Below are 24,782 nucleotides of genomic sequence, written 5' to 3'. Positions count from 1 at the left end.
AAAAATTCCACAAGTGTTGTCTGATGAGTTTCTCAATTATTTTGGTTTTATCATGGAAGTAGTAGGTAAAAGTACTGTGCATATCATCCTTGATTCATGCCTGCATGAATCAACCATATATTTTTCGGATCACGAAAAACTGCTCAAGTGTAATCCGTATTGCAGTAATGTGAAATATCACGTTGATCTCGGTATTTTTCAGTGGGTTTTTCAGGTTAATGATCCCCGGAACAATCCGATTACAGCGGTCTTTTTTGTCCGTCAGCATGAAGAGAGCATCACGGTTGACGACAGCTATGGGCAGAAGTTTGTATCGAGACTGAAACCCGGAATACATCTCGATGGAAAAGGCAAAAGGATCCGCTGGGAGGCGGTTCATGACTATCCCGAATTTGATGCGGTGGGTCCTAATACCTTCATCGGCAAGGCAAGTTCCGAGATTTGTCTTCTGCATCATAAGGATAACCGGACATCAGTTTTCTTTGATACCGATATAGCGCTTGATTTTGAGATCTCCTTTCCCTTGAACCTTATGCCGGAAGGAATACTCAAGTTCATGAGTGATGCGATCATGTCGCAAATCATGCAGCAGGCGACCGAAAGCATGCTCTGTCAGGTGCAGTCGGATATCTGCTGCACCTCTGCGGAGTCAATAGTGGCGGGGGCTGGCAAATAGCTCCAGGCTGCTTCAGTGTTTACAGGTGAACTCCTCTGTTTTTTACCCGCGTTTTCACAAGCGTCCGGTTACGCTTTTTTTGTTATTATTATACCTGAGCATGGTACAGGTATATCTTTCGCCTCCTGCAATTTCAGAGTTCAAGCCTGATCTATCATGAAAGATGTGATTATGAGATTAAAAAGGGTGGCCGGTCAGGTAGAAGGGTTGCAGAGAATGATTGAAAGGGAAGAGGAGTGCGGCCAGATCATCACACAGTTCCAGGCAGCAAAAGCTGCTCTTGACAATACCTTTTCGCTGGTGCTGCACCGCAACCTCAAAAAGTGTCTGAGTCATGATGATCCGGAAAGTGTGGAGAAGATTTTGAAACTCATTTCAAAACAGTAATTGCTCCGGAGGGAGGAATGTCCGGGCACGCTTTATGGCTTCTCAAATTCAAAGGTTCAGCAATCTTATCCCTTAAAGGGTGCCGCTCCGGCCATGTTGGCGGGGAGACGGGGTCGGCAGCCCTGTTCATTACTCTGCTGTTGCTGATGACAAGTCTGAAGCGATCAACCCCGGGTTTGAAAAGAATCCGACAGCTTTTGACCGGGAGTCTCCCGCAGGAGCTGTTCTCATGAATGCTGAAAAAACAGCCTGAAGGAGATATGGCTCATGATTGTTGAACAGTTTCGTACGGGCGGCGACAGGAACTTCGGTTATCTTGTTGCCGATGAAGTTTCGGGTGAAGCGCTGGTGATTGATGCGTCATTTGATCCCTCCATGATTGTCCGGTTTGCCGAAGAACATGGTTTTGTCATCCGGTATATATTTTCAACCCATGGACATGACGATCATACCAATGGCAACGGGGCGATCAGGCACCTTACCGGTATTGTTCCGCTGCTTTACGGCGATACCTGCCCCCGGACAGGAGTCAGGGTTGAGGATGCGGCCAGCTTTTCTCTCGGCACTCTTGATGCCCGAATTCTTTATACCCCCGGCCATACCCCGGATTCCATCTGCATTCTTGTCGGTGATGCCCTTTTTACCGGTGACACACTCTTCACCGGAAAGGTCGGCGGCACCGTCACCCGTGCCCAGGCTCTTGAAGAGTATAACTCCCTGCATGAGAAGCTCCTGGGCCTGCCGGATATCACAAAAGTATGGCCCGGTCACGATTACGGGACCGCACCGCACTCTTCCATCGGTATTGAACGCCGATCCAATCCCTTTCTTCTTCAGCCCGATTTCAATGCGTTTCTTGCCCTGAAACATAACTGGGCGGAGTATAAAAAAATGCACGGGATTGCATAATTCCCTATTTTGCCCGGAGCTGTTTTTGCAATTGTGTGGATTTTTTTTATAAATTGAAAGTTCTTGCGCCAACCTTACGGGTGATATTCTGGCGTCCCCGCCTTTTTTTAGCTTTCGGTCATGAAATTGGTGCCCTGTTATGCTGTCTGATAGATCATAAGAGGGTATTGAGGTGTTTTATTAATCATAAGTAACCTGATAACTATGGATCAGCTTATAACCTTGCGTACGCTGCCGGTATCCGCCCTTATGCAGAAAGAATTTCATAAAATCAAAGGAAGCTGTACGGTTGCCGAGGCTCTTCAGATTATGAAAAAGAGCGCCGAGAGCGGTCTGCTTGTCGAGCCCCGTAACGAAGATGACTGCTATGGTATCGTTACCGAAAAGGATATCCTTGAAAAAGTGATCGATCCGGGTGAAGATGTCCATCGCGATCCCTGGAACACCCCTGTATTTCAAATCATGAGCAAGCCTCTGATCAGTGTTAATCCCGGCCTCAGAATCAAGTATGCCCTCCGTCTGATGAAAAGAACCAATATCAGACGTCTTACCGTCATGGAAGGCAACAAGGTCGTCGGTGTGCTCAATATGGCCGATGTGCTTCACGCAGTTGAGGAACTTCCGGTCCATGACGATCATGTCGCCCTGTAGCAGTCAGGTTCTCTGAAACTGCTTTCTTCGGTTTTACCATAAAGAAAATTTCAATGAACGGGCTTTCGGCTGCGGCTGTGCCCGTTCATTTAATCAGTGGGGTTGCCTGACAGCTTCATAAGGAGATTTGAGCGAATGAAACCATTTGATATCGTTATTGTCGGAGGCGGTGGTGCCGGTCTTTATGCCGCTATGGAGGCAATGAAAACCAATCCTGCACTGAATATTGCCGTGCTTTCCAAGGTCTATCCCAACCGTTCGCATACCTCAGCGGCACAGGGTGGCGCCAATGCGGCTCTTGCCAACAAGGCAAAGGACGATACGGTAGAAATGCATATTTTCGATACCATCAAGGGGAGCGATTATCTTGCTGATCAGGATGCTGTTGAGGTGCTCTGCAGTGAAGCGCCCAAAATTATCCGGGAACTTGAAAATATCGGAACACCGTGGTCAAGGCTCGATGACAATACCATTGCCCAGAGGCCATTCGGTGGTGCCGGGCGTCCGAGATGCTGCTACTGCGCCGACAAGACAGGCCATACCATTCTCCAGACCCTTTACGAACAGTGTCTGAAAAAAGGGGTGATATTTTTCAATGAATATTTTGCTCTCAACCTCTCCGTCAACGGCAGTCGTTCAAAGGGGTTGATTGCAATGAACATGAAGACCGGCGCGGTTGAGGCTTTTCCTGCGAGAACCGTGATTTTTGCAACAGGAGGCTATGCCAAGATGTACTGGAACCGGTCAAGCAATGCTGCGGGTAATACCGGTGACGGCCAGGCTATCGCCTACCGGGCAGGTATCCCGCTGAAAGATATGGAGTTTGTCCAGTTCCATCCCACCGGACTGAGAAAGAGCGGCCTGCTTGTTACCGAAGGCGCCAGAGGTGAAGGCGGCTATCTGCTCAACAAGGATGGCGAGCGTTTTATGTCACGATATGCACCCGAAAAGATGGAGCTTGGCCCCCGGGACCTTGTCTCCCGCTCACTTGAAACGGAAATTCTCCAGGGCAGAGGTTTTGACAGCCCCGCAGGAAAATATATCCATCTCGATCTTACCCATCTCGGTGCTGATCTGATCAAGTCAAGGCTTCCCCAGATACGTGAGATGGCTATGAATTTTGAGGGAGTTGATCCCATTCTTGAACCGATTCCTGTCCGCCCGACCGCCCACTACTCCATGGGTGGAATTGATACTGATAACTATGGACGCACGGTGATGGAAGGTGTTTACGCCGCAGGTGAATCAGCCTGTGTTTCAGTTCACGGTGCAAACCGGCTTGGAGGTAACTCACTGCTTGATATTCTTGTCTTCGGCCGTATTGCCGGTCATACCGCAGCGCTGGAAGCAAGAAAATTCGAGCCGGCAGCGATATCGGAAGATGAGGTCAAGGATCAGCTCGCAGAACTCCGGAGCAGCATGCAGCCATCCGGTCACTATGAGCGGTATGGCGAACTGCGTGAAGAGCTTGGTCAGACCATGGCGGCCAATGTCGGCATCTACCGTGAATCTTCCCTTTTAAAGAAGGGGATAGCGGAGGTTGCGGAACTGAAAGAGCGGTTCAAAAAAGTGAGGGTTTCTGACAGCAGTGATGTATTCAATACCAATCTCCTGCAGGTGCTGGAGCTGAAAAATATGCTCGATTTGGCTGAAACCGTTGCTGCCGGTGCCTTTGCCCGCGAAGAGAGTCGTGGTTCACATACCCGGACAGATTTTCCGACAAGGGATGATGAAAAATGGCACAAGCACACAATGGCAACCCTGATTGACGGTCACGTTAAACTCGGTGAAAAACCGGTCACTATGGGTCGCTATGAACTCCAGGAAAGAACCTATTAACTATTTCGCTTATGACGGTGTCAACAGATCAGCATAAAGAGGGAAAAAGAGATGTAACCTTCCGGGTTTTCCGATTTAACCCGCAGGTTGACAGCAAATCCTATTTTGACGATTATACCATTCCTGTCGAAAGAGGTATTACAGTCCTTCGTGCATTGAACTACATCAAGGAGCATGTCGATGCCTCGGTCAGTTTCCGGGCATTCTGTCAGGCAGGTATCTGTGGATCGTGCGGTATGCGCGTGAACGGAATTTCAATGCTGGCCTGCACTACCCAGGTATGGGATATGCTCGCCAAGTCGAAGGAGGAAGGTGTAATAAAGGTTGAACCGTTACGCAACCTGCCACTCATCAAGGATCTGATTGTCGATATGGATCCGCTTGTCGACAAGATGAAGCACTACTCAAACTGGGTGGACTCCACAATGCCCGAGAGTGAGATGGGTAAAAAGGAGTTTCTTGTTTCCGAAGAGGAGTTTCTGAAATATGACAAGGCAACCGACTGCATTCTCTGTGCATCCTGTGTTTCCGAGTGCAGTATACTTAGGGCCAACAAGGAGTATGTCTCCCCGGCTGTACTGCTGAAATCCTACCGGATGAATGTTGATACCAGGGATTCCATGCATGATCTCCGTCTTGCCGAACTGGTCAAGGATCACGGCGTATGGGACTGTACCCACTGTTACCGCTGTCAGGAGTCCTGTGTGAAAAGCATTCCGATCATGGATGCCATTCACGGTATACGAGAAGATGCGCTTGAGAGCAGGGGGATGAAGGATACCAGCGGAGCCAAGCATGCTGAAGCCTTTATGTCCGATATCGAAAAGAAAGGTAAACTGGTTGAAGCTACCCTGCCGTTCCGTACCAATGGTGTGCTCTGGACCATGCAGAACCTTCTTCCTATGGCTGTTAAAATGATTCTGAAACGGCGTACCCCGCCTCCTCCTCCGATGGTCAAACCATCCAAAGGAATAAAGGCTTTCAGGAGCGAGTTCAGAGAGATGAGCGAGCATGTGAAGCAGGATCATAAATCTCATAAAAAATAATCGGGGGAACTTCCGGATGAAGCGATACGCATACTATCTGAGCTGCATCAATGAGTCAATGACGAAAGAGGTTGACCGCTCGATTGATCTCTGGCAGAAGGATCTTGGAATCGAACTGGTTAAACTGCATGAGAGTACCTGTTGCGGCGGGAGCAATCTTGACTATGTCAGTCCGAAACACTTCGCGCTGGTCAATGCCCGCAATATTGCCTATGCCGAAAAAATGGGCCTTGACCTTGTTGTCTCCTGCAATACCTGTCTTATGACGATCCGGACGGCCAAGAAAAAGCTTGATGAATCACCGGAGCTGAAGCAGGAGGTCAATGAGCTGCTGAAAAAAGAGGGGCTTGAATATCACGGTACCTCCGAGGTCCGTCATCTTCTCTGGGTTCTCATTGACGATGTCGGCCTGGAGACCATCCGCCAGAAGGTGAAGGTTCCTCTCAAAGATTACCGGATAGCACCGTTTTACGGTTGTCACATTCTCCGGCCCTCTTCGGTGCTCGGCAAGGACAATCCTCTTGATCCGAGCTCCCTTGACCTGTTGATCGAGGCGCTTGGCGGAGAAACCATTCCCTATGAGCATAAAAACCGCTGCTGCGGATTTCATACCCTGCTGGTTGCCGAACAGGAGTCGCTCAATGTTGCCGGAGAGGCGCTCGAAGAGGCTCTTCGACTGAAAGCCGATTTTATCGTAACCCCGTGTCCACTGTGCCATACGGTACTTGACGGCTATCAGGCAAAAGCGCTCAAACAGGCTGGCATCAAGAGCTCTATACCCGTATTCCATCTCTCTGAAATGGTCGGTCTTGCTCTCGGTTACAACGCAAAACAGCTTGGTATCAAACGACACATTGTCAGCTGATTGAAGCTCTTTTCTCTTCGGGAAATGTGCCGGTAGAGTAACGATCTGTCGGAAAGTTTTAATAAAAGGGTAAAAAAACGTACCTTTGCACTTTTACATTGCTCTCAGCCGGGGGTGTAGACTACCGGATTCTCTGACGGGCAGCTTGTTTTGTTAACCCATCAAATTATTGCATTGCATGCTCAAAAATGATCTTTTTCTTCGGGCATTAAAGCGTCAGCCATGTTCCAGGACGCCAATCTGGGTAATGCGTCAGGCCGGTCGTTATTTGCCGGAATACCGTGCAGTCAGAGAAAAAACCGATTTTTTAACCCTTTGCAAAACCCCGGAACTTGCTACCGAGGTGACCATTCAGCCTGTTGAGTTGATGGGTGTTGATGCTGCGATTATTTTCTCTGATATTCTTGTCATCAATGAAGCGATGGGCATGAATGTCGAGATTATCGAATCCAAAGGGATCAAGCTTAATCCTATTCGCTCCCAGGCCGATATCGACAAGCTGATTGTGCCTGATATCGATGAAAAGCTTGGTTATGTGATGGATGCGCTCAGAATGACCAAAAAAGAGCTCGACAACCGCGTTCCCCTCATCGGCTTTACCGGTGCGGCATGGACCCTCTTTACCTATGCAGTTGAAGGCGGCGGATCCAAGAATTACGCCTATGCCAAAAAGATGATGTACCGTGAACCGGCAATGGCCCATGCGCTTCTTGGTAAAATTTCCGGCGTTATCACTGCTTATGTGCTCAAGCAGATTGAAGCAGGCGCAGATGCTATCCAGATCTTTGATTCATGGGCAAGTGCGCTTTCCGAGGATGACTACCGTGTATACGCTCTTCCTTACATCAAGGAGACCGTGCAGGCGATCAAGGCCAAACATCCTGATACTCCGGTTATTGTCTTCTCTAAGGATTGTAATACCATTCTTTCCGAAATTGCTGACACCGGCTGCGATGCCATGGGCCTCGGCTGGGGTATGGATATCGGCAAGGCACGTGCCGAACTGAACGATCGCGTAGCTCTGCAGGGGAACCTTGATCCGACAGTGCTCTATGGCACGCCGGCATTGATCAAGTCAGAAGCCTCCAAGATTCTCAAATCTTTCGGCCAGCATACCGAGCACTCCGGCCACGTTTTCAACCTCGGCCATGGTATTCTGCCGGATATGGATCCTGAAAACCTGAAGCTTCTGGTTGAATTTGTCAAGGAAGAGAGCGCCCAGTACCACTAAGCGCCACTTTTTCTTCGTTGTTTCCGACTCCGCCCTGTGCTCAATGCATGAGGCGGAGTTTTTTTTGCACAACGATAAATCTGTTCCACGATTTGATGGCGTCTCTGCTTCTCTTAAAGCCAGAAGAAAACGTTGAATTAAAGAAAAGATTGAAGAGAAAAGTTATTTTTGACGTTTTTTCTGACAAGCAGTTGCGAACTCTTTAATTGCGAAAGGCTAGAGTTGCATAATACTTTCGAGAAGGCATCAACATGAGAAACCTGATTTGGTCAAGCCGGGTAAAAGCCGAATCGCTTCTTGTCTTTTCCCTTGATTTTTGGCGAGCTGACGATTTTGCTGCGGATAGTCTGTAAATCACTTTCGGTTACCAATCCGATAAGTGCATCAGGGCGGGTTTTCAGTGCTTCATGGAGTTCATCATTATTTCTGATGTATATGGCAGAGCAGTCAACATATGAGTCATGGTCAAGGTAGTCTCTTCCAGTTGCGTCGAAAAAGCAGTGGAGATCCTGAAACTCCGGGGAGAAATTGACAAAGGGATTGATTTCTGAGTTGATGTAAACGGTGGCAAGGCAAAGGCTGTCGAGCGTTTTGCCGACAATGATAAAGCGCTTTTCTTTAGGCGGGTTGGTCTCTTTGACATGAAGCTTGAGTACGCTTCCAACTTTCAGGTTTCTTCGGGCAAACTCTTCCTTGAAGGAGTCCGGGAAAAAATCACCAATGCTCATCCAAAGGCAGCTTCTTCGTTTTCGATGCTCTCCCTGATGTAGGCAATCATACCGTTGTTCGCACCGCCGACCTTTGCAATATCCATCAAGCTCATTTCACCATTTTCGTCTGCGTTGTGCCATGCACTGTCGTGAGATTTGTCCGTACGCTTCTGAAAGGTGAGTTGTTCACTTTCACTGACCGATTCATTCAGGCATAGCATTTCAGATTCTGACAGATAATCAAGGTCAGGATTGATTTTTGCCCTGATGGAGTACTTGCCGACAAGTTCGAAATATGGTGTGAATTGATCCTGGAAGGTTGCCATCAGCCCATCACCCCGTATTGACTTGACAATATCATATGCCATTGAAGGAACAGGCCCGTATGTCATGGCAATGTATTTATCCTCAGTAATGGCAGAACCATACCTTGCCAGATGTTTCTGATCCGCAAAGTAGAGGATTTTAAATACCTTATGAAAATCTCCGATACCACCAATCTTTTGAATGATGTAGAGTAAGGTATTGATTGTGATTGCTATTTTATCTGACGGTGAGTTCATGAAGTAAATTTAAACAAAATTTGCTATTCACATCTCTTATTTTCAATAACAATTCTTGTGTGTTGATCCTCACCCTGCCCTCTAATTAATTCTGTTATCATTTCGAATGGAAGTTCTCTGTTCTCATCAATGAGGAGGCTGGGATAAAGCTTTTGTTCATCTGGTGGTGTTCATAGTTTGTCGGTGAAGGTAGAGCAAGCCTTCGGATTTTTCATTATATTCTGCAAATATTGTCATTTCAAGTTTATACACTGTTTCTATGGCCGGTGACTGCAGGTGTTCCGACGGGATGAGTGATCGAACCCGTTATGACGAGGTGGTGCTTGATACCATGCTCTACAGTGCGCGGCTGATAGAGAGTGTTGCACGTCAGAACAGTGCTGTTATTGTTGCCATGGCGCGTATGATTGCCGGAACGTTTGAGGAGGGGGGCAAGGTGCTGCTTTGCGGTAACGGCGGCAGTGCGGCCGATGCCCAGCATCTTGCGACCGAACTTACCATCCGTTACCGCAGCAGCGTTGAACGACCGGCACTTCCCGCCATTGCGCTCACGACCGATAGCTCAGCCCTGACGGCAGGAGCCAATGACCTTGGTTACGATGCGGTGTTTGCCCGGCTCGTTGAGGCCTACGGGCGAGAAGGGGATATTCTCCTGGGACTCTCCACCAGCGGCAACAGCAGAAGTGTCGTCAATGCGCTTGATTATGCAAACATGAACGGGCTGAAGACCCTTGCCCTGCTTGGCGGAGACGGAGGAGTCTTGAAAGGGATGGCCGATCTTGAGGTTATTGTTCCCCATTCAGGCAGTGCCGACCGGGTGCAGGAGTCTCATATCGCCATCGGCCATGTTATTATCGATCTTGTGGAACGGCTGCTCGGATACTGCCGTTCATAGAACCAGCTTCATAAAAACAAAAAGAACTGAGCTATGCAGATTAAACAGGTTGAAGGAGCACTGAGTGCAAAGGATTCACGGTTCGCAGTAGTTGTTTCCCGCTTTAACGATTTTATTGGTCAGAAACTTGTTGAGGGTGCTGTGGACTGCATTCGCCGTCACGGAGGATCGGAGGAGAACATCACCATCTACCGCTGTCCCGGTGCCTTTGAGCTGCCGATGGTTGCCAAAAAGGTTGCAGTGACGGGTAACTATGACGCCATTATCGCCCTTGGGGCCATAATCAGAGGCTCTACTCCCCATTTTGATGTTATCGCCGCTGAAGCGACCAAGGGGATTGCCCAGGCCTCTCTTGAGACAGGGGTTCCGATTGCGTTCGGTGTTCTGACTACGGAAAACCTTGAGCAGGCAATTGAGCGGGCTGGTACGAAAGCCGGCAACAAGGGGTTTGATGCTGCCATGACGGCGATCGAGATGGTGAACCTCTATCGTAATATATAGCGGTTCTTTTGTGTTTTCGTATTCAGTTATAGCGGTACTTCTCGAGATTGCTTCCGATGATGCCGGCACAGGTTTTTTTGAGCTCTTCAACGCTGTTGAACTGTGAGGGCGGAATTGGCGGGGCAATGATGATTCTGATTTTTCCCTTGTTGATTTTAAGGCTTTTTTTCGGTGTAATCAGATGGCTGCCGATAATTGTGACCGGCAGAACCGGAGCCCCGCCCTTTTCGGCAACAAGAAAAGCTCCCCGTTTGAAGGGGAGGAGTTTGCCATCGAATGAGCGGGTCCCTTCGGGGAAGATATGGACGGAGCGCCCTTTTTTCAGGACGTTTGATGCCGCAAGAAGGCTTTTCAGAGCATCCCTGTTCTGCCCCCGTTTAATCATGACATAACCAGCCAGCTTGAGCGTCCATCCAAAGATCGGAATTTTGCCAAGCTCCTCTTTTGCCAGAAAGCGGAGGTTGATAGCAATGTTACCGAGGATGAGCGGAATATCAGCCATCCCCGCATGATTACTGACAAGCAGATAGTTCTGATCGGAGCTGTAATTTTCCCTGCCGATAACCTCGACTGAAATTCCGAAGAGTTTTGCACTGAAACGCCCCCACCATGCAGCCAGCCGGTAAAAGCTGTCACCGGTCCGGTCAATGAGGTTGACAAAGAGGTAGATGGTCATCCCGATAAACATGATCGGCACCAGGATGAGAAAAAAAATCAGGGTTCTGAGGTTCATTGGCCCTTTTTTTCAATGGTTAACAGTCAAGCCCGTTGAGGAACATTGCGAGCTCGTTGTAGTCCGAACTGATTGTTACAGCCATTTTCTTTTTGTTGAGAACCTCTTTAAGGCGTTCAGGGATCTCAACCTCCCGGTCAAGCGCATCACTGATAACTTCGAGGAATTTTGCCGGATGGGCGGTTGAAAGAACAACGCCCGGTTTTCCGGCACTCTCTCCTGAACTTCTGTACAGCTCAAGCGCACGGAAAGCAACTGCGGTATGAGGGTCGGCAGTGTAGCCGAAGCGCTCATAAACCGAGCGGATTGTTTCAAGGGTCTCTTTATCCGCGACGGCGATACCCGTGATATCCCGGCCCATAGCCGCGTGATCGTTGTTGTAGAGATACCGCAGCCGTGCAAAATTGCTTGGATTGCCGACGTCCATCGCCGTTGAACGGGTGGTGATGGTTGGATGAGGGTCGTAGCGTCCGTCATAAAGATAGCGGGTGACACTGTCATTGGCATTTGACGCGGCAATAAAATGGCTGATGGGAAAGCCCATTTTTTTTGCCAGTATACCGGCAGTCAGGTTGCCATAATTACCGCTCGGTACCGCAAAAAGAGGCTCAACATTGCCGAAACGCTCCCTGAGCTGCTGGGTTGCCCAGGCGTAATAGAATGACTGCGGAATCAGGCGTGATATGTTGATAGAGTTGGCCGATGTGAGGGTCAGCTTTTTGCTGAGGGAGGGATCGACGAAGGCCTGTTTTACCATTCGCTGGCAGTCATCGAAATCGCCTTTGACTTCAAGAGCGTGTACATTGCCTCCCGCAGTAGTCAACTGCTGTTCCTGCAGGGGGCTCACCTTTCCGGAAGGATAGAGCAGTACCACCCTTGTGTTTGCAATGCCCTGGAATCCGTAAGCTACCGCGCTGCCGGTATCTCCCGATGTCGCGACAAGCACGGTGATAAGCCGGTTATCTTCGGCGGCAAAATAACCGGTAAGGCGGGCAAGAAAGCGTGCGCCGTAATCCTTGAAAGCCAGTGTGGGTCCACAAAACAGCTCTTCGATAAAGGTATCGCTGTTCAACTCGACAAGCGGCGTCTCGAATGTATAGCAGTTCTCAATCATATCGCCGAGAAGGTCCAGGGGGATCTCAGCTCCGATAAACTTTTTGGCAATGGCAAATGCGATATTGTTAAAGCTGGCGCCTTCAAGCAGGGCGATCTCGCCGGGTGAGAAATGCGGGATTTCCGAAGGGACGTAAAGACCGCCATCGGGAGCAAGGCCTTCAAGTGTTGCTTTCTTGATGGAGACCGGTATGGAGGATTTATTGGTGCTGAAGTAGATCATGACTAAGGTTACGCTCTATTGTTTTGTTACAGTATTCTTGCGCCCTGCTTGCATATGGGTGATACCCACATATCGGACTCAAGGCGGGCTTTGGAGTGCAGAAATGCCTCTTTCATGGCCAGACCGACAGCAAGAGCTGTTTTTTCGGATGAAGAGAAGGCAAAAATTGAGGGACCTGAGCCGGCAATACTGCATCCGAGAGCCCCGGCATCAATTGCCGCCTGTTTGACATCAAAAAATCCCGGTATGAGCGGCGCGCGTTTCGGCTCGGCGACAACGTCAACAAGAGCGCGTCCGATGAGTTCATAGTCTGAGGTCAATAGACCGCTGACAAGTGCGCCGACATTACCCCACTGCTGGATCGCCTGTTTGAGCGGTATCTCGGTCGGCAGCACCGAACGGGCATAGGAGGTGCGCAGTTCGGTATGCGGGTGCACAAGGGAGCAGTAGAGGTGTTCAGGCGAAGGTATCGTGATGAGGTCAAGTGGTGTATAGCTTCTGATCAGCACAAAATTACCGAGAATAGCCGGAGCGGCATTGTCGGCATGAGCTGATCCGCAGGCAACCCGTTCACCCTCAATAGCAAAATGAACCAGTTCCATTTTTGTACATGGATTTCCCAGCAGCTCATTGGCGGCAACAAGGGCTGCAGCAGCGCTGGCTGCACTGCTTCCCATACCGCTGCTGAGCGGCAGGTGTTTTTTCAGTTCAAGCGAAATATGACCGGTAAAGTCAATCTGCTTATGGGTCCGGATATATTCAAGGAACTTGAGAACAACAAAGCTCGATGTATTTTTTTTCGGGTCAAGCGGCAACGCGCCGCCATCTCCGGTTATAGATGTAATGGAGACCGGAGAGCCGGTATGTTTTTCTTCATCGAGTGTCAGGATGACTTCATCACCCGGCTCGGTTATGGCAAAGCCGAGAACGTCAAAACCGCAGGCGACATTGCCGACGGTTGCAGAAGCGAATCCCCTGATAGTTTTTATACCGTTTTCTGCAGACAAAATTCCTGTAAGTTTGGGTGTAGGATAGACAATCAAATAAAACGAAGCTTCAATCAAATGAGAGAGAGAATTTGAATAACTAAAAGCTTTTCGTTAAATTTAGGTTTTAATCTTTTGGACAGGCAGCCGCCCGATTTAAACTTCAAAAGAAGGTAAACAGAATCTTTCTCTTTTCTTAACAAATAACCAAGCGGAATAAGATATGTCTACAACAGTCAGGCCTGATGAGGTTTCATCCATACTTCGCAAGCAGCTTGCCGGTTTTGAGTCCGAAGCAGAAGTTTATGACGTAGGAACAGTGCTGCAGGTTGGTGACGGTATTGCTCGTGTGTATGGTTTGTCAAAGGCAGCAGCAGGTGAGCTTCTTGAGTTTCCCAATAACGTCATGGGTATGGCGTTGAACCTTGAGGAGGATAACGTCGGAGCTGTGTTGTTTGGTGAATCAACATTGGTAAAAGAGGGTGATACAGTTAAAAGAACCAGCATTCTTGCTTCAATCCCCGTTGGCGAGGCTATGCTCGGCAGGGTTATTAATCCACTTGGCGAGCCGATCGACGGTAAAGGCTCCATTGAAACCGAACTTCGTCTTCCTCTCGAACGCAGGGCTCCCGGTGTTATCTATCGTAAATCAGTTCACGAGCCTTTGCAGACGGGTCTCAAGGCTATCGACTCCATGATTCCGATCGGTCGCGGACAGCGCGAACTTATTATCGGTGACCGTCAGACAGGAAAAACAGCGGTTGCGATTGACACCATCATCAACCAGAAAGGCAAAGGCGTTTTCTGTATCTATGTTGCCATCGGCCTGAAAGGTTCAACGGTTGCCCAGGTTGTCAATACCCTGGAAAAATATGGTGCAATGGAGTACACCACCGTTATTTCCGCTACGGCTTCGGATCCTGCACCGCTTCAGTTTATTGCCCCGTTTGCCGGAGCGACTCTTGGTGAGTTCTTCCGCGATACCGGCCGTCATGCACTTGTTGTCTATGATGATCTTTCAAAACAGGCCGTTGCCTATCGTCAGCTCTCTCTGCTTCTTCGCCGTCCGCCTGGACGCGAAGCCTATCCTGGCGACGTTTTTTATCTGCACTCCCGTCTGCTTGAAAGAGCTGCGAAAATAACTGACGATATTGAAGTTGCACGCAAGATGAACGATCTTCCCGATGCACTCAAGCCTATCGTGAAAGGTGGCGGAAGTCTTACCGCGCTGCCGGTTATTGAAACACAGGCAGGTGACGTTTCAGCCTATATTCCGACCAACGTGATCTCCATCACTGATGGACAGATCTTTCTTGAGTCGAACCTCTTCAACTCCGGTCAGAGGCCTGCTATCAACGTCGGTATCTCGGTCTCCCGTGTTGGTGGTGCAGCCCAGATCAAGGCCATGAAAAAGGTTGCCGGTACCCTTCGTCTTGATCTTGCCCAGTTCCGTGAACTCGAGGCCTTCTCGAAATTCGGTTCTGATCTTGACAAGACAACAAAAGCACAGCTTGATCGTGGTGCGAGGCTTGTTGAAATCCTCAAGCAGGGTCAGTATATCCCGATGCCGGTTGAAAAGCAGGTTGCGATCATCTTCCTTGGTACCCAGGGATTGCTCGATACGGTTGATCTGCGCTTTATCCGCAAGTTTGAGGAGGAGTTCCTCTCTGCGCTTGAAATCAAGCAGAGTGACATTCTCAGCGCTATTGCAACGAGCGGTGCTCTTGAAAGTGATACAGCCAACAAGCTCAAGGAGTTCGCGTTGAAGTTTGTTGAGACCTTCAAGGCAAAAAACAAGGCGTAATATCAGGATCAGCAGATTTTAAGCAATTAATAACAGTCCCGTAATTCATGGCTACATTAAAGGATATACGTGTACGAATCAAAGGGGTGAAGTCTACACAGCAGGTTACCAAGGCGATGAAGATGGTAGCTGCAGCAAAGCTCAGAAGGGCACAGGATCGGGCCGTCATGGCTCGACCCTATGCCGGAAAGCTGAAGGAGATGCTCGGCTCTCTTTCTGCAAAGGTAGATACTTCGCGTAACCCTCTGCTTTCGGGACGTCCGGAGGTTAATAAGGTGCTTGTGATTCTTATTACTTCCGACAGGGGTCTATGCGGTGCGTTCAATACCAATATCATCAAGCTCGCATACAAGACCATTCATGAAGATTACGCCGATGTTCACCGCAAGGGCGGCGTAAGTATGATCTGTGCGGGCACCAGAGGACTCGAGTTCTTCCGCAAGCGGGATTACAACATTCTCAAGGGGTACCCGGCGGTTTTCCAGAATCTTGATTTCAGCATTGCCAAGGAGATTGCCGATACCGCCTCCGGTATGTATCTGCGTGGAGAGGTTGACCGTGTGATAGTTGTCTACAATGAGTTCAAGTCGGTGCTTGCGCCGAACCTGAAAGCAGAGGAGCTTCTTCCTATTGCGCCCGTTAGTGCCGGCAAGGAGAGCAGCAGTGATTATATTTACGAACCCTCTCCCTCCGCAATAATTGATGTGCTGGTTCCCCGCCATCTCAATACCCAGGTCTGGAGAATGCTGCTTGAATCCAATGCTGCCGAGCATGCTGCCCGTATGGCTGCGATGGATTCGGCGACAGAGAATGCCAAGGATCTTCTCCGCTCTCTCAACATCAGCTATAACCGTGCACGCCAGGCTGCGATTACTACCGAGCTGAGTGAAATTGTTGCGGGCGCTGACGCATTGAGCAGTTGACCGACAACACGACGAATGTATGATAAAAGCGCCCCCCAGTGGGCGCTTTTTTTTTGTGAAATTGTTCAAGAGCGCTGCCGGAGATGCGGCTGAACCGGAAATGATTTATATTTTAACGGGTAATGATTCACCATCAATCTCATTTCATATTCAATCAAGGCGTGGGCGTGAGCATGAAGATATACAAGTTTGGGGGGATCTCTCTGGGGTCGGCCGGGCGGATGAACAACGTGGTCGATATCATTGCCGGTGCATTGGCTGATGATAACCTTATTGTTGTGGTTTCGGCAGTTCAGGGTGTAACCGATCTTCTTCTTGACGCAGCCACCAGGGCCGGGAGCGGAGAGAGCGGATATCGCCGCACCCTCGAAGAGCTTGAGCAGCGCCATCTCGAAATTTCGCAGGAACTCTTTTCCGGAAATATCCCCGTTACCTTTTCAGTTGCATTCAGCACTGAATTTTCCGAACTCAAGGATATTCTGCACGGTGTCTTTCTGCTCAGGGAGCTTTCCGATAAAAGTCTGGCGCTTGTGCTTGGATTCGGTGAGCGACTCTCTGCACTGATTGTCAGCAGTTATCTTCAGGAGCGACGTATTGAAGCCTACTATCTTGATGCCCGAAAGCTGATTGTTACCGATGCCAATTATGCCGATGCGAGGGTTGACGCTCATGCATCCGAACTGCAGATCAGAAAACAGTTTGCCTCTTTTGCCGGTGTTCCGGTGGTGACCGGTTTTATAGCGGCAGCACCGGATGGTTCGGCAACGACCATCGGGCGGGGAGGCTCTGATTATACAGCATCAATTCTTGGCGCAGCACTTGGTGCAGCCGAAATTTGTATATGGACCGATGTGGACGGTTTTTTCAGTGCCGATCCAAAACGGGTCCGGGATGCCCGGATTCTGCCGTTTATCAGTTATGCTGAAGCCATGGAACTATCCCATGCCGGTGCAAAGGTGCTGCATCCACTTGCTGTTCAGCCGGCCATGAAGGCGGGTATTCCGATCCTGATCAAAAACAGTTTCAATCCATCAGCTGAAGGAACACGAATTGATGGAGCACCATTATCTCCGGAGAGAAACCGTTCGCTGCCCGTTACGGGGCTTACATCCATTAATAATATTGTACTGTTGAACATGTCCGGCAGCGGAATGGTTGGCGTTCCGGGGATTGCCTCACGACTTTTCAGCTGTCTTGCCCGTCACCGCATCAACATCATATTCATATCCCAGGCCTCTTCCGAACAGTCGATCACGCTGGCCATCAACCCGGCCCAGGCTCCGAACGCGAAAAAAATACTTGAACAGGAGTTTCGGGCTGAAATTGAGTCCCGTCAGATCGATCCGCTTGCAATTCGCAAAAACCTTGCCATGATTGCGGTAGTCGGCAACAACATGTCCGGTCACGCGGGTGTATCCGCCCAGTTGTTTGAAACACTCGGCAAAAACGGGGTCAATGTTATTGCGGTGGCCCAGGGCGCAAATGAGATGAACATCTCCCTTGTCATTGACAGCAACGATGAGGACAAGGCCCTGAACTGTATACACGAATCATTCTTCCTCTCGCAGCGCAAGGTGCATCTCTTTATAGCCGGGACCGGTACAATCGCCAGAAGTCTCATCGGGCAGATCCGTGCCCATCGGCGCAACCTGCAGGAGGAGAATGACCTTGATGTGGTTGTTTGCGGGATGGCAAATACCGGCACTATTGCACTCAACGATGAGGGTATTGATCTTGACTCCTGGCAGCAGGCTCTTCAGCCGAGAAGCGGGAAGAGAGGTATTGAAGGCTATATGGAGATTATCCGGGAGAAAAACCTGCACAATACCATTTTTGTCGATTGTACGGCAAGCAAAGAGGTTGCGGCAATCTATCCCGATCTCCTGCTGGCCAATATTTCCGTTGTCACCGCCAACAAACTGGGCATGGCGGGCAGCTGGCCGCTCTACAGGAGCATCAGGGATGCCCAGCGCAAAAGCAATGCCCGTTTTCTCTATGAAACCAATGTCGGCGCCGGGTTGCCGATTATCAACACCCTGAACGACCTTAAGAACAGCGGAGACAAGATTATCAGTATCGACGGAGTTCTCTCCGGAACATTGAGCTTTATTTTCAACGAACTGCGCAAGGGAGGGCGGTTCAGCGAAATTGTCCGGCGAGCCAAAGAGGCGGGCTATACCGAGCCCGATCCGAGGGACGATCTCTCGGGTGCTGATTTTGCCCGAAAGTTTCTCATTCTCGGCCGTGAACTCGGCTTTACCCTCGAGTTCAGTGATGTGCTTGTCGAGAGTCTCGTGCCGGAGGAGTATCGCGGTGAGATGCCGGTCGGGGAGTTTCTTGACCGATTGGAGAGTGTGGACAGCTGGTATGCGGAAGAGAGCGAAAAAGCCGCGGCGGACGGGATGACCATAGCCTATGCCGGCGGAATAAAGGACGGAAAGGCATCCATAGGAGTCAAACGGGTTCCGCTTTCAAGTCCTATCGCCGGACTCAGCGGATCGGAAAATATGGTGGTCTTTACGACGGATCGCTACCATGCAACTCCTCTTGTTGTCCGTGGCCCCGGTGCAGGCGGAGAGGTTACGGCTGGGGGTGTTTTTGCCGATATTCTCCGGATAGCAAGTTATCTGGTTTAACGAAGAGAGCTATATGCGTGCAGATATTGTTTCAATCGGTGATGAGTTGCTCAAAGGGCAGCGGGTAAACACCAATGCGTCGTTTATGGCCGCTGCTCTGGCCGGTATCGGCATCGCGGTGAACCGGATAGTTGCCTGCTCTGACGTTGAGCCGGAGATTGCGGCAGTGCTTGCAGAGTCACTTGAACGATCCGAGGTGGTGCTGGTTACCGGAGGTCTCGGGCCTACACGGGATGACCGGACCCGCAGTGCTGTGCAGCAGCTTCTCCGGAGAGGAGTAGAGCTGAGTGAGGATGCCTATCAGAATCTTGCCTCGCTTATGAAACAGCGAGGCCGTACCATGAATGATGCTCTTCGTGACCAGGCGATGGTGATTGAAGGGTCGCATGTTATTCTGAATACAAAAGGGTCTGCGGCGGGTATGATTATCGGATGCGGCGAGCCTTTCAGGAACAACTATCTGGTTCTGATGCCGGGAGTGCCTTCTGAAATGAAGGCCATGATGGAGCTTACGGTGCTCCCCTATTTTTCGGCACTCTCCTCCTCATTTATCCGCCATACGCCGGTTAAAACACTTGGTATCGGTGAATCGATGCTGGCGGAGATGATTGTTGAGGTTGAGGATTCACTTCCGGAGGGAACAACCCTGGCCTATCTTCCCCATGCAGCCGGCGTGTCGCTGATGATAAGCACGATCGGCAGTGACCGGGAGAGAGTGGAGGAGGATAACAAAGGGGTTGTTGATGCCATCATCAAGCGGGCGAAGAGGTTTATCTATGCAACCGGAGAGAGTACACTTGAAGAGACGATCGGCGAACTGCTTTCCCGCAGTGGGCTCACGGTTGCTGTGGCGGAATCATGTACCGGAGGTCTTGTTGCAAGTCGCCTGACTGATGTTGCAGGTTCATCGGCCTATTTTCTCCAGGGTTTTGTGGTTTACACCAACAAAGCCAAAGAGGAGACGCTGGGGGTGCCGAAGGAGAGTGTTGAAGAGTTCGGAGCCGTGAGCGAAGAGGTTGCCTGTGCCATGGCAAGAGGGTGTCTTGAAAAAAGCGGGGCTGATTTTGCGCTTGCAACAACAGGTATTGCCGGGCCTGCGGGCGGCTCTGCTGAAAAACCGGTCGGTATGCTCTGCCTCGCACTGGCGGTTAAATCCTCAGGAACCGTGCAGTCGCGCACACTCTTCATGCATGGAGATCGCGAGCTGAACAAAATCCGCTTCAGTGAAGCTGCTCTTCGTGAAATCTGGGAGTACCTTCGCGCCTCCTGACCGCCTGGATTTTCTGTTCCGCTGACTTTTTTTTCTCATGCATTCAGCACCTGCAAGCTTCAGAAGGAAAAGCGTTCACCTCCTCAAAATTATATTGTCATTTTGTAAAAAAAGAAGCTCTTTTATCAATAACTTGTTCTGCTCATAAATTATCGGCAATGGCTTTGGCGAAAAGAAAAATGTTCTCATGACAGCGTATGGCAAGAATTGCAAGATTACCGGATAGTATTGCTAACAAAATTTCTGCCGGCGAAGTTGTTCAGCGTCCGGCATCGGTTGTCAAGGAACTTCTGGAGAATTCCATTGACGCCGGAGCCGATAAAATAACGCTCTCTGTCAAGGATGCCGGAAAGGAGCTTATACGTATAGTTGATAATGGTGCGGGGATGCTGCGCGAAGATGCACTGCTCTGTGTTGAGCGCTTCGCAACCAGCAAGATTATCGGAGTCGAGGATCTCGACTCTCTGAAAACGCTCGGATTCAGGGGCGAAGCACTGGCAAGTATCTCTTCGGTCTCGCATTTCGAACTGAAAACCCGTACAGCAAAGGAGACGCTCGGGTTGCGCTTCCGCTACGAAGGGGGAGTTCTTGCCGAGGAGTCGGGTGTTCAGGGAGAGCAGGGAACAACCATGAGCGTCAGAAACCTCTTCTACAATGTACCTGCCCGTCGGAAGTTTCTGAAATCCAATGCAACCGAGTTTCAGCATATATTTGAGGTTATCAAGTCATTTGCACTTGCCTATCCTGAAATCGAGTGGAGGATGTACAACGATGACGAGGAGCTTTTCCATTTCAGGACGCCGGAAATGGCCGAACGGCTCAACTTTTTTTACGGCAGTGATTTTTCCGACAGCCTGATTGAGCTTTCAGAGGAGAACGATTACCTCTCCATTCGAGGATTTCTCGGCAAGCCGGCAATGCAGAAACGCAAGAAGCTCGACCAGTATTTCTTTATCAACCGCAGGGTTATCCAGAACAGGATGCTCTCCCAGGCTGTCCAGCAAGCTTATGGTGAACTGCTTGTGGAGCGTCAGGCCCCGTTTGTGCTGCTTTTTCTCGAAATTGATCCGTCGCGTATCGATGTAAATGTCCATCCGGCCAAGCTTGAGGTCCGCTTTGATGATGAACGCAGTGTGCGCAATATGTTCTATCCGGTCATCAAGCGGGCTATCCAGCTCCATGATTTCTCACCCGATCTGGCAGCTACAGCGCGTGATGATGCCTTTGGCGCGCCCCGTCAGGAGTCGGCCTGGCGGAAGCTCTCCTTCCAGGATATTCCGGACAGATCCATGACGACGGGAGATCTCTACCGTAATTATCGTGAAGGAGCATTTCAGCATGCTCCGGAAACGAGATCGTCAACCCTGCTCCAGAGCGAACTCTTTACAGGCCGTTCCGGCTCCCCGGCACCGAAGTCTCAGTCTGAGCTTCGTGAAGGTGATGACGGACTCTCTTTTGCCCTTCTCTCTCCGCTACCCGGAGATGAGGGTCAGCCGAACCCGAAAGAGGCTGAACCGAAAATCTGGCAACTGCATAACAAATACCTGATCTGCCAGATCAAGACCGGCCTTATGATTATCGATCAGCATGTGGCGCATGAGAGGGTTCTGTACGAACGTGCGGTTGATGTGATGACCCAGAATGTTCCCAACTCCCAGCAGCTGCTCTTTCCCCAGAAAGTAGAGTTCCGGCCATGGGAGTACGAGGTTTTTGAGGAGATCCGTGATGATCTCTACCGACTCGGCTTCAATCTGCGCCTCTTCGGCAACAAGACCATCATGATCGAGGGGGTTCCGCAGGATGTCAAGCCGGGCACCGAGGTGACCATCCTTCAGGAGATGATTGCCGAATATCAGGACAATGCTTCACGACTCAAGCTCGACAAGCGTGACAATCTGGCCAAGTCCTACTCCTGCCGCAATGCCATCATGACCGGCCAGAAGCTCAATCTCGAAGAGATGCGTACCCTGATTGACAACCTTTTTGCCACCCGTGACCCTTACTCCTGTCCGCACGGCAGACCGGTTATCATCAAGCTCTCGCTTGACCAGCTCGACCGGATGTTCGGAAGAAAATAAGCGGGGTTGTTGCAAGTTTCTGCAAAAGTACTAAATTCCCCCCTATGCCCTTGTAGCTCAGTGGATAGAGCAACAGTTTCCTAAACTGTAGGTCGGCGGTTCGAGTCTGCCCGAGGGCACTTTTCTTTTTTCCCCCCTTTACTGCCCACCCGTTCACCATTTATGTAATGCATTGGATGCATGCGCTGTATTTTATCGATTGCAGGGGCAAAGAAATTTGCTCACCTGCCGTTGTATCTCCCGCTTATTTGGTATTTTACATCCATAGTTACAGGGCCCTCTGAAACAATTGATTGTACGAGAGGGACCATTATTTCCGGCAGCATTAACTACCTGCACACATGAGATTTATCAGAGCAATCATCATCATTTTTCTGGTGATGTTCGTTGCCGATATTGCCCGTTACTTTGTCTATCCCGATGTCGGCAGACTCGTTGATGAGAACCCGGCGAAAACCGCTTTTATGGAGGATCGGGAAACCGAGTGGCTTCAGGAGGGACTTCTGGATAAAAAGATCCGCCAGAGGTGGGTTCCCCTGAAAAAAATCTCGCCGAATCTTGTCAAAGCGGTGCTGATTGCCGAAGACGACAAGTTCTGGCAGCATGGAGGGTTTGATTACCAGGCAATCGAGCGGGCTATAGAAAAAAACCTGCTGGCCAAAAAATTCAAGATGGGCGGCAGTACCATAAGCCAGCAGCTGGCCAAGAATCTCTATCTCTCGGCATCAAAAAATCCGGTACGCAAGATCAAGGAGGCCATTCTTACCTGGAGAATCGAAAAAACACTATCCAAACGGAGGATTCTGGAGCTCTACGTCAATGTTGCCGAGTGGGGTGACGGTATTTTCGGCATCGGCGAAGCCTCCCGTCACTACTACGGCGTGGCTCCCTCTGGATTATCGGGACAGCAGGCGGCAAAGCTTGCCTCGGTACTGCCGAACCCGATCAGGTACTCCCCGGTGGGTTCATCGCCCTATGTGCGTGCCCGTTCCAGAATCATCTATGCCATCATGCAGCGGAGGGGCATTATTGTTCCCGGATATCAGGAGGTTATGTCGCTTCCTGCGGATACCACAGCGGTTGATTCTGTTGTAGTCGGTATTCCCGAAAGTCTTATTAATGATGTGCTGTCGGCGGATAGCAGTGCAACCGATCAAGGTGGTGCTGACGGGGGATCGGGAGAAGGCACTTCAGGTGCACCCCCTTCTGAAAATAGCGGCAAGCCGAAAACACCCTGAAGATGATTTACACAAGAAAACGCTCCGGTTCTGGAGCGTTTTCTGTTATCCGGGTATCATAATAAATTGTCGTGAGCAGTTTTAGAGCAAGGCGGAAGGAGCGGAGAAACCGGAGTGTACATGCGAGTACATGAGGATTTCGAGCACCTCCCAACGCAGCTATCAATCTGCGCAACAAATTAATTTAATGGCCCCGCTGTTCGCTCAGCGGTTCAAAGAGTGTTTTATCCACACCGCATACCGGGCAGACCCAGTCATCAGGTATGTTTTCAAAGGATGTTCCAGGTTCAATGCCGCTGTCGGGATCACCAACTTCAGGATCATAGACGTAGCCGCATGGTATACAGACCCACTTTTCCATAAAAAACTCCGTTTTAATTATTCGTTTTCGTTATGACAAATTCAATGAGAGATCAGCCGGATATGTCGAGTCATCCGGCCCTCTCATTCAGCTAACATTAAGTCCGCGGGCGGCTAAAAAGTTCGCCTTTTTCCCCTGAACAGTGTTGTTTGCTCTTCGACGTGCGTTTCAGGGATTCTGCAAATTTTGACTGTTTACTCAATTTCGTCAAAATTAATCGCGGGCACCCGTTTTGAACTTTCGCCAGCCTTATGTATCTTTTTACTGTTGTTGTAACATATCATTAACCTGTTCTCAGGGCGGGGTGAAAATCCCCACCGGCGGTATACCGGCTGTTAATCCGGAAAGCCCGCGAGCGCTTTCGATTATTTCGAAAGGTCAGCAGATTTGGTGAAACTCCAAAGCCGACGGTTATAGTCCGGATGAAAGAGGATAGCGATGCCCAGGAAATACTCCTGCATTCCTTCGCCCTGATTCATGGGCACCTCTCAGAAATATGTTGTTCCTGCGCTGTCGGCCACCGGACTCTTCATAGTCTTTTGGCTGCCGCTTGCAGCATGTTTTTTTGAGATGCTTTTGTGGTATGGTACCTAATTGCCATCAATAAAATATGATACCATGAATCAGATTCTTGCCCGTAAGTATGGAGACTCTTTTGAGCGTGTTGAGCGAGCCCTCACTGCCCTTCGTGAAGGTAAGGGGGTGCTTGTTGCCGACTCTCCGGATCGTGAAAACGAAGCCGATCTTATTTATTCCGCCGAATACCTTACCGTTTCCCAGATGGCACTGCTCATACGGGAGTGCAGCGGCATTGTCTGCCTCTGCATGACGGACGAAAAAGTCCGCTCGCTTGAGCTCCCCATGATGGTGGCCAACAACACCAGCGGTTTTCAGACCGCCTTCACCGTCTCCATCGAAGCTGCCGAAGGGGTGACAACGGGGGTTTCCGCTGCCGACCGGGTCCATACGGTAAGAGCCGCCGCATCTCTGGATGCCCTTCCCTCCGATCTTCGCCGACCGGGTCATATCTTCCCTCTCAGGGCAAGGGCGGGCGGCGTGCTTGAGCGCCCCGGTCACACTGAAGGCACGGTTGACCTCATGCGCCTCGCCGGGCTCAACCCCTGCGGAGTTCTCTGCGACTCAC

23 protein-coding genes, 1 tRNA gene and 1 riboswitch are annotated in these 24,782 nt (G+C 50.1%); of the genes, 18 read left to right on the top strand and 6 right to left on the bottom strand.

What is annotated here, in order from left to right; translation table 11 throughout:
• Positions 1 to 52 precede the first annotated feature (52 nt).
• The 8 genes from CFERDRAFT_RS02690 to hemE all read left to right on the top strand — a co-directional run bounded on the left by CFERDRAFT_RS02690 (position 53) and on the right by hemE (position 7,604).
• Positions 53 to 676, top strand: coding sequence for a DUF1997 domain-containing protein (locus CFERDRAFT_RS02690; protein WP_006365668.1), 624 nt, complete (start codon positions 53 to 55; stop codon positions 674 to 676).
• A 156-nt stretch (positions 677 to 832) separates the two neighbouring features.
• Positions 833 to 1,063 carry a metal-sensitive transcriptional regulator gene (locus tag CFERDRAFT_RS02685; protein ID WP_006365667.1) on the top strand — a complete coding sequence of 77 codons (231 nt, stop codon included), beginning with the start codon at positions 833 to 835 and terminating at the stop codon, positions 1,061 to 1,063.
• Positions 1,064 to 1,330: 267 nt separating this feature from the next.
• A complete protein-coding gene (locus tag CFERDRAFT_RS02675) occupies positions 1,331 to 1,972 on the top strand; it encodes a hydroxyacylglutathione hydrolase family protein (protein WP_006365666.1) in 642 nt (213 codons plus the stop codon).
• A gap of 204 nt (positions 1,973 to 2,176) precedes the next feature.
• Positions 2,177 to 2,623: a CBS domain-containing protein gene (locus tag CFERDRAFT_RS02670; protein ID WP_006365665.1), complete on the top strand. Its 447-nt coding sequence runs from the start codon at positions 2,177 to 2,179 to the stop codon at positions 2,621 to 2,623.
• Between the two features lie 135 nt (positions 2,624 to 2,758).
• Positions 2,759 to 4,462: an FAD-dependent oxidoreductase gene (locus tag CFERDRAFT_RS02665; protein ID WP_006365664.1), complete on the top strand. Its 1,704-nt coding sequence runs from the start codon at positions 2,759 to 2,761 to the stop codon at positions 4,460 to 4,462.
• An 11-nt stretch (positions 4,463 to 4,473) separates the two neighbouring features.
• Positions 4,474 to 5,508: a succinate dehydrogenase/fumarate reductase iron-sulfur subunit gene (locus CFERDRAFT_RS02660; RefSeq protein WP_006365663.1), complete on the top strand. Its 1,035-nt coding sequence runs from the start codon at positions 4,474 to 4,476 to the stop codon at positions 5,506 to 5,508.
• Between the two features lie 16 nt (positions 5,509 to 5,524).
• Positions 5,525 to 6,373, top strand: a complete 849-nt coding sequence (locus tag CFERDRAFT_RS02655; protein ID WP_006365662.1) for a CoB--CoM heterodisulfide reductase iron-sulfur subunit B family protein — start codon at positions 5,525 to 5,527, stop codon at positions 6,371 to 6,373.
• Positions 6,374 to 6,551: 178 nt separating this feature from the next.
• Positions 6,552 to 7,604, top strand: a complete 1,053-nt coding sequence (gene hemE, locus CFERDRAFT_RS02650; RefSeq protein WP_006365661.1) for a uroporphyrinogen decarboxylase — start codon at positions 6,552 to 6,554, stop codon at positions 7,602 to 7,604.
• A gap of 269 nt (positions 7,605 to 7,873) precedes the next feature.
• Here the strand turns inward: hemE and CFERDRAFT_RS02645 are convergent, their stop codons facing one another.
• Positions 7,874 to 8,332 (bottom strand): hypothetical protein, encoded by a 459-nt coding sequence (locus CFERDRAFT_RS02645; protein ID WP_006365660.1) that lies wholly within the window; start codon positions 8,330 to 8,332, stop codon positions 7,874 to 7,876.
• The gene (locus CFERDRAFT_RS02640; RefSeq protein WP_006365659.1) at positions 8,329 to 8,877 is read right to left on the bottom strand and encodes a Panacea domain-containing protein; all 549 of its coding nucleotides are present in this window, start codon (positions 8,875 to 8,877) and stop codon (positions 8,329 to 8,331) included. Before CFERDRAFT_RS02640 ends, CFERDRAFT_RS02645 begins: the two co-directional genes overlap by 4 nt.
• A gap of 259 nt (positions 8,878 to 9,136) precedes the next feature.
• Here CFERDRAFT_RS02640 and CFERDRAFT_RS02635 point away from each other — a divergent pair, with 259 nt between their 5' ends.
• Positions 9,137 to 9,772, top strand: a complete 636-nt coding sequence (locus CFERDRAFT_RS02635) for a D-sedoheptulose-7-phosphate isomerase (protein ID WP_040432973.1) — start codon at positions 9,137 to 9,139, stop codon at positions 9,770 to 9,772.
• Between the two features lie 33 nt (positions 9,773 to 9,805).
• Positions 9,806 to 10,273 carry a 6,7-dimethyl-8-ribityllumazine synthase gene (gene ribH / locus CFERDRAFT_RS02630; RefSeq protein WP_006365657.1) on the top strand — a complete coding sequence of 156 codons (468 nt, stop codon included), beginning with the start codon at positions 9,806 to 9,808 and terminating at the stop codon, positions 10,271 to 10,273.
• Positions 10,274 to 10,295: 22 nt separating this feature from the next.
• Here the strand turns inward: ribH and CFERDRAFT_RS02625 are convergent, their stop codons facing one another.
• From CFERDRAFT_RS02625 to CFERDRAFT_RS02615, 3 genes are read right to left on the bottom strand one after another with little or no spacing between them, the layout of a single operon-like run.
• Entirely contained in the window at positions 10,296 to 11,006 is a 711-nt protein-coding gene (locus CFERDRAFT_RS02625) for a lysophospholipid acyltransferase family protein (protein WP_006365656.1), read from the bottom strand.
• A 19-nt stretch (positions 11,007 to 11,025) separates the two neighbouring features.
• A complete protein-coding gene (thrC, locus tag CFERDRAFT_RS02620; protein ID WP_006365655.1) occupies positions 11,026 to 12,342 on the bottom strand; it encodes a threonine synthase in 1,317 nt (438 codons plus the stop codon).
• A 26-nt stretch (positions 12,343 to 12,368) separates the two neighbouring features.
• Positions 12,369 to 13,331 carry a homoserine kinase gene (locus CFERDRAFT_RS02615; protein WP_040433011.1) on the bottom strand — a complete coding sequence of 321 codons (963 nt, stop codon included), beginning with the start codon at positions 13,329 to 13,331 and terminating at the stop codon, positions 12,369 to 12,371.
• A gap of 220 nt (positions 13,332 to 13,551) precedes the next feature.
• Here CFERDRAFT_RS02615 and atpA point away from each other — a divergent pair, with 220 nt between their 5' ends.
• From atpA to mtgA, 7 genes are all read left to right on the top strand, one after another.
• The gene (gene atpA / locus CFERDRAFT_RS02610) at positions 13,552 to 15,132 is read left to right on the top strand and encodes a F0F1 ATP synthase subunit alpha (protein ID WP_006365653.1); all 1,581 of its coding nucleotides are present in this window, start codon (positions 13,552 to 13,554) and stop codon (positions 15,130 to 15,132) included.
• Positions 15,133 to 15,179: 47 nt separating this feature from the next.
• Positions 15,180 to 16,055 carry a F0F1 ATP synthase subunit gamma gene (locus CFERDRAFT_RS02605; protein WP_006365652.1) on the top strand — a complete coding sequence of 292 codons (876 nt, stop codon included), beginning with the start codon at positions 15,180 to 15,182 and terminating at the stop codon, positions 16,053 to 16,055.
• Positions 16,056 to 16,228: 173 nt separating this feature from the next.
• Positions 16,229 to 18,691: a bifunctional aspartate kinase/homoserine dehydrogenase I gene (gene thrA, locus CFERDRAFT_RS02600; protein ID WP_040432972.1), complete on the top strand. Its 2,463-nt coding sequence runs from the start codon at positions 16,229 to 16,231 to the stop codon at positions 18,689 to 18,691.
• A 13-nt stretch (positions 18,692 to 18,704) separates the two neighbouring features.
• On the top strand, positions 18,705 to 19,961 hold the full coding sequence (locus CFERDRAFT_RS02595) for a CinA family nicotinamide mononucleotide deamidase-related protein (RefSeq protein ID WP_006365650.1): 1,257 nt from the start codon (positions 18,705 to 18,707) through the stop codon (positions 19,959 to 19,961).
• Between the two features lie 197 nt (positions 19,962 to 20,158).
• Entirely contained in the window at positions 20,159 to 22,039 is a 1,881-nt protein-coding gene (mutL, locus tag CFERDRAFT_RS02590; RefSeq protein WP_006365649.1) for a DNA mismatch repair endonuclease MutL, read from the top strand.
• 46 nt (positions 22,040 to 22,085) lie between these two features.
• Positions 22,086 to 22,158 (top strand) — tRNA-Arg (locus CFERDRAFT_RS02585).
• Between the two features lie 222 nt (positions 22,159 to 22,380).
• On the top strand, positions 22,381 to 23,277 hold the full coding sequence (gene mtgA / locus CFERDRAFT_RS02580; protein WP_006365648.1) for a monofunctional biosynthetic peptidoglycan transglycosylase: 897 nt from the start codon (positions 22,381 to 22,383) through the stop codon (positions 23,275 to 23,277).
• Positions 23,278 to 23,461: 184 nt separating this feature from the next.
• Here mtgA and rd read toward each other — a convergent pair whose 3' ends face one another.
• Positions 23,462 to 23,638, bottom strand: coding sequence for a rubredoxin (gene rd / locus CFERDRAFT_RS02575; RefSeq protein ID WP_006365647.1), 177 nt, complete (start codon positions 23,636 to 23,638; stop codon positions 23,462 to 23,464).
• Positions 23,639 to 23,924: 286 nt separating this feature from the next.
• Positions 23,925 to 24,076: riboswitch (FMN riboswitch) on the top strand.
• Positions 24,077 to 24,256: 180 nt separating this feature from the next.
• Here rd and ribB point away from each other — a divergent pair.
• Positions 24,257 to 24,782 (top strand): 3,4-dihydroxy-2-butanone-4-phosphate synthase (gene ribB, locus CFERDRAFT_RS02570; protein ID WP_040432969.1); only part of this gene is annotated, 526 nt, incomplete at its 3' end.

The sequence above is a fragment of the Chlorobium ferrooxidans DSM 13031 genome, from assembly GCF_000168715.1.
In the GTDB taxonomy this organism is placed as follows: domain Bacteria; phylum Bacteroidota; class Chlorobiia; order Chlorobiales; family Chlorobiaceae; genus Chlorobium; species Chlorobium ferrooxidans.
Note: the sequence above shows the minus strand (reverse complement) of the source record. Positions and strands in the feature narration are given on the sequence as shown.